The organism is Corynebacterium sp. (genome assembly GCF_030152825.1).
Classification (GTDB): domain Bacteria; phylum Actinomycetota; class Actinomycetes; order Mycobacteriales; family Mycobacteriaceae; genus Corynebacterium.
On record NZ_JASLIP010000077.1, the window covers coordinates 1 to 4,332 of the forward strand.

The following is a 4,332-nucleotide window of genomic DNA, read 5'->3' on the forward strand; positions in this document are numbered from 1 at the left end:
CCACAGGCGGCGGCGCTTGATGGACAGGGAGACCACCAGCGAGGCCAGCATGAGGACCGCGAAGAAGAACACCCACCACAGGGTCGGGTCGTGGCCGATCTGGATGTTGATGAACTCCTTGGCGCCGTCGAAGGTGATCTCGGTGCCGTCGTCCAGGGTGACCTTCTCGCCGACGCGCAGGTTCACGCGGTCCAGCTTCTCCAGCAGGCCGTTGTGCATCTGCTCCGGGTTCAGGGAGAAGATGGACTGCGCGCTGCCGGCGTCCAGGCCCGTCTGGCCGCGGTAGACGTCGATGGCCACCGCCGGGTCCGTCATCGCCGGGTAGCGGGAGGTCAGCAGCGCACCCTTTTCGCCGGTGAACTCAGCCGTGGGCGCGAACAGGCCCTGGATGGCGATCTGGTTATTGCGGCGCTCGAGCTCGTCGTCGAACATGTCGACCGGCGGGTCCCAACGCATCGCGCCAGAGGAGAGGAAGTTGATCTGGTCGTCCGGACGGAACTGGGTGGTCTCCGTGACCTTCTCGCCGTTGGGCCACTTGATGGTGAACGTCGGGGCGTAGCCGTGACCCTGCAGGTAGATGCGGTCGCCCTCCAGGCGCAGCGGGTGGTTGACCTTCAGGGTGGTCTTTTCCCACTTCTCGTGCGGCTCGTAGGCGGTGTCGCCGACGGCGTAATCGATGTCCGATTCGAAGTCCACTGCCTGCCCGTTGGGCAGGTACTCCGCCTTAAAGTTCTTGACGTTGATGCAGTAGGGGTGCAGGCCGGTACCGTCGAAGAGCTGCCCGTGGCGGAAGGAGTCGAAGTTACCGACCGCGGAGTTACAAAACTCGGAGTTCTCGGTATCGGCGATGACGATCGCCTGGCCCTCGTAGTAGGTGAGACGGCCGATGCCCACGGCCACGAGGATGCCCACCAGGGCGAGGTGGAAGACGAGGTTCGCGAACTCGCGCAGGTAGCCGCGCTCCGCGGAGATGGACCAGCGGCCCGCGCGGTCGTCCTCGGCTGAAGTTTCTGCGATGTGCCAGCCCTTGAACTCGCGGCGCAGGAGCTCCTTCATCGCCTCCGGCTCGGTGTCCACGGTGCCGGAGATGTGATTCGGCATCCGCTTGAGCACCTTCGGCGCCCGCGGCGGGGTGGAGCGCAGCGCCTGGTAGTGATCCCAGCTGCGTGGCAGGATGCAGCCCACCAGCGAGATGAACAGCAGCACGTAGATCGCCATGAACCACGAGGAGCTGAAGACGTCGAATAGGCCCAGTTTGTCGAAGACCTCTGCGGTCTTGCCATTGGCGGCGATGTAGTCGGCCACCTTGTCCTGGTTCAGCGAGCGCTGCGGCAGCAGGGCGCCGGGGATCGCGGCGAGGGCTAGCAGGAAGAGCAGCACCAGGGCCGTCTTCATCTTGGTGAGCCACTGCCAGGCACGTTTGGGCAGGGCCAGGATCAGCCGAGCGGGGTTCTTCCCGCCGCCTGGCTTCGTACCGGCCTTGTGCTCAGTCATGAGAATGCCCTTTCACGTTGTTTTCGCACACGCTCTACGCACTTGTTAGATCGGCAGCGTTGCATCACTAATGAACGCCTCCCGGATCCACTCCACAAATATTGCCCACTGCCCGGTGAGCAGCAAAATCCCAACAATCACCAGCAGGATGCCGCCGGCCACCTGGATGCGGCGCGAATGGCGGCGCAGGAAGCCAACCCCTGCCAGCGCCCGGCGCGAGCCCAGGGCCAGCAGGATGAAAGGCATGCCCAGGCCGATGCAGTAGGCGATGATCAGCAGCACCCCGCGCGCGGCGGTCGTGCCCTCGGTGCCCGCGGAGACGGAGATGATCGCCGCGAGTGTCGGCCCCAGGCAGGGAGTCCAGCCCAACGCGAAGATCCCGCCGAGCAGCGGGGCTCCCGCCAGGGTCGTCCAGCGCTTCGGCGCCATGCGGGTGTCGGCCTGCAGCGGGGTGATGAAGCCCATGAAGACCACGCCCATGAGGATCGTCACCGCGCCACCGATGCGCATGAGCAGCTGCTGGTTGATCATCAGGGTGCTGATCAGGCCGAAGACCGTGGCCGTGGCGAGCAGGAAGATCACGGTGAAACCGGCGACGAACAGCAGCGCCGCAGCGCCCACGCGTCCCCTCTTATTCGCGACCTTCGTGCCCTGCTCGGTGAACTCGGTGTCCGCGCCGACCACGCCAGCGAGATAAGAGATATAGCCCGGTACCAGCGGGATCACGCACGGCGAGGCGAAGGAGACCAGTCCCGCCAGCGCGGCTGCCAGCATCGCAAGAACGAGCGGACCGGCGGAGACCGTATCCGCGAAACGCTGGCCGATATCCCCCGCGGCGAGGGTCAATACAGCCTGCTCCGGGCTCAGCACTTAAGCACCCTCCCCGTCCCCGGCGCCGTCTTCTTCGTCGAGGATCGGCTCCAGAACCTTCCACAGCTCATCGTCGGTGATCTCCTTGAGGAAGATGTGCGCCGGACGGTGCTGCTTATCCAGCACAATCGTCGTCGGGACGACGGACGCCGGGATGCCGCCCAGCCGCAGCGCGGACTTGAACGGCGGGTCGTAGATGGACGGGTAGGTGACGCCGTAGGTGCGCACGAAGTTCTTCGGCTTCTCCCGCGACGGATCGCGGACGTTGATGCCCAAGACTGTGCCGTCGCCGCGCTTGACCAGCTTCTCGTGGACGCGCTCCAGGTCATCTGCCTCGGAGCGGCACGGCCCGCACCACTGGCCCCAGGTGTTCAGGACGACGGCCTTGCCGGCGTAGTCCTCCAGGTTGATCTGCTCGCCTTCCTCCATGAGGGACTCGCCGGTGAGGTTGGCGATTTCCTTGCGTTCCTCCTGCGGGTAGCTGATGGAGGTCTGCCCACCTGGGGAGACGAACTCGAAGGTGCCCCCGACCGCGACGGCGTCGTCGCCGGTCGCGCCCTCCCCACAGGCGGTGAGCCCGCCGAGGGAGACGGCGGCGGTGAGCAGCGCGGCCAGCGCGGCGTGGCTGCGCGAGCGGAGGTTGGGACGGGTGCTCCTCAGATGGGCGCATCGTCGCGACATGGGCTTGGCCTACCTTTCTGCTGCTATTCGCTCGGGTTGCGACCCGTTAAATATCGGCTGCGGGCTCGGAGTAGATCATGTCCACCAGCTCCTTGCCCTCGAAGATCAGGGAGGTCACGCTGGCGAGGTTGCACTGGCGGGCGGCCGGGTTGTGGGCCAGCTTCTGGCCGCGCACGTCGCGCTGGATCATCACGATCGGAAGCTGGTGGCTCACGATCACGGCCTCGGAGCCACGGGCGGCAGCGCGGGCGGATTCCACGGCCTCCCACATACGGTCGCGGATCTCGGTATAGGGCTCACCCCAGCTCGGCTCGGCCGGGCGGCGCAGCATGTGCCAGCGCTTGGGGTTCCACAGCGCGGAACGCACCCCCTTGATGTGCAGGCCTTCGAGGTCGTTGCCCGCCTCGATGACCCGCTCATCGGTCTGAATCTCCAGGCCGAGTTTCTCGGCGAAGGGCCGGGCCGTCTCCTGCGCGCGCTGCAGCGGGGAGGCCACCAGGTGGGTGACGTGGTGGTCGGCCAGGTCGACGGCCGTGGCGTGAGCCATGTTCTCGCCGCGGGCGGAGAGTCGGTAGCCGGGGAGGCGACCGTAGAGGATCCGATCCGGGTTGTGGACCTCGCCGTGGCGAACCAAATGCACGATGGTTGTCATGCTTGTCGAGCTTACCGGCCGACCCGGCCTGCGCCTAAGCCTCCGCGGCGGCGGCTGCCTTTGCGGCCGGCACGAGGGCGGCCTCGAAACACTCGAAGTCCGCGTCCGTAAGCGCGGTGGAGACGAACCAGGTCTCGAACACGCTCGGCGGGGCGAAGATGCCGTTGTCCAGCAGCTCGTGGAAGAAGGCCGGGTAGCGGAAGGTCTCCGCTGCCTTCATCTCCTCGAAGTTGGTGCCCTCGCCGTCCGCGAAACGCACGGAGAACATCGTCCCAGCGCGCTGGATGTGGTGCTCCACGGACTCGCGGTCCAGCGCCTCGGTGATCAGCCCGATCAGGCGCTCGGCGTTCGCGTCCAGGGTGCGGTAGGCCTCCTCGTCCGCCAGCTTCAACGACGCCAGTCCGCTGGCCATCGCGACCGGGTTACCGGAGAGGGTGCCGGCCTGGTACACCGGGCCGACCGGGGCCAGGTGGTCCATGATCTCGGCGCGGCCACCGAAGGCCGCGGCGGGCAGGCCACCGGAGACGACCTTGCCGAAGGTCGTGAGGTCGCCGGCCACGCCGTCCTTGCCGAACCAGCCCTGGTAGCCCACGCGGAAGCCGGTCATGACCTCGTCGACGATGAGCAGCGCGCCG

Annotated in this window: 5 protein-coding genes; all 5 read right to left on the reverse strand. The window is 66.7% G+C overall.

All coding sequences use genetic code 11. The features are described from left to right. Positions 1-1,494 (reverse strand): cytochrome c biogenesis protein ResB (locus Q1V78_RS08155; RefSeq protein WP_300613451.1); only part of this gene is annotated, 1,494 nt, incomplete at its 3' end. Positions 1,495-1,539: 45 nt separating this feature from the next. Continuing rightward, a complete protein-coding gene (locus tag Q1V78_RS08160; protein WP_300613454.1) occupies positions 1,540-2,364 on the reverse strand; it encodes a cytochrome c biogenesis CcdA family protein in 825 nt (274 codons plus the stop codon). Further along, positions 2,365-3,045, reverse strand: coding sequence for a TlpA disulfide reductase family protein (locus Q1V78_RS08165; protein WP_300613456.1), 681 nt, complete (start codon positions 3,043-3,045; stop codon positions 2,365-2,367). Between the two features lie 46 nt (positions 3,046-3,091). Further along, positions 3,092-3,697 carry a histidine phosphatase family protein gene (locus tag Q1V78_RS08170; RefSeq protein ID WP_300613458.1) on the reverse strand — a complete coding sequence of 202 codons (606 nt, stop codon included), beginning with the start codon at positions 3,695-3,697 and terminating at the stop codon, positions 3,092-3,094. A 34-nt stretch (positions 3,698-3,731) separates the two neighbouring features. After that, a partial coding sequence (locus tag Q1V78_RS08175; RefSeq protein WP_300613461.1) for an aminotransferase class III-fold pyridoxal phosphate-dependent enzyme occupies positions 3,732-4,332 on the reverse strand: 601 nt, incomplete at its 5' end.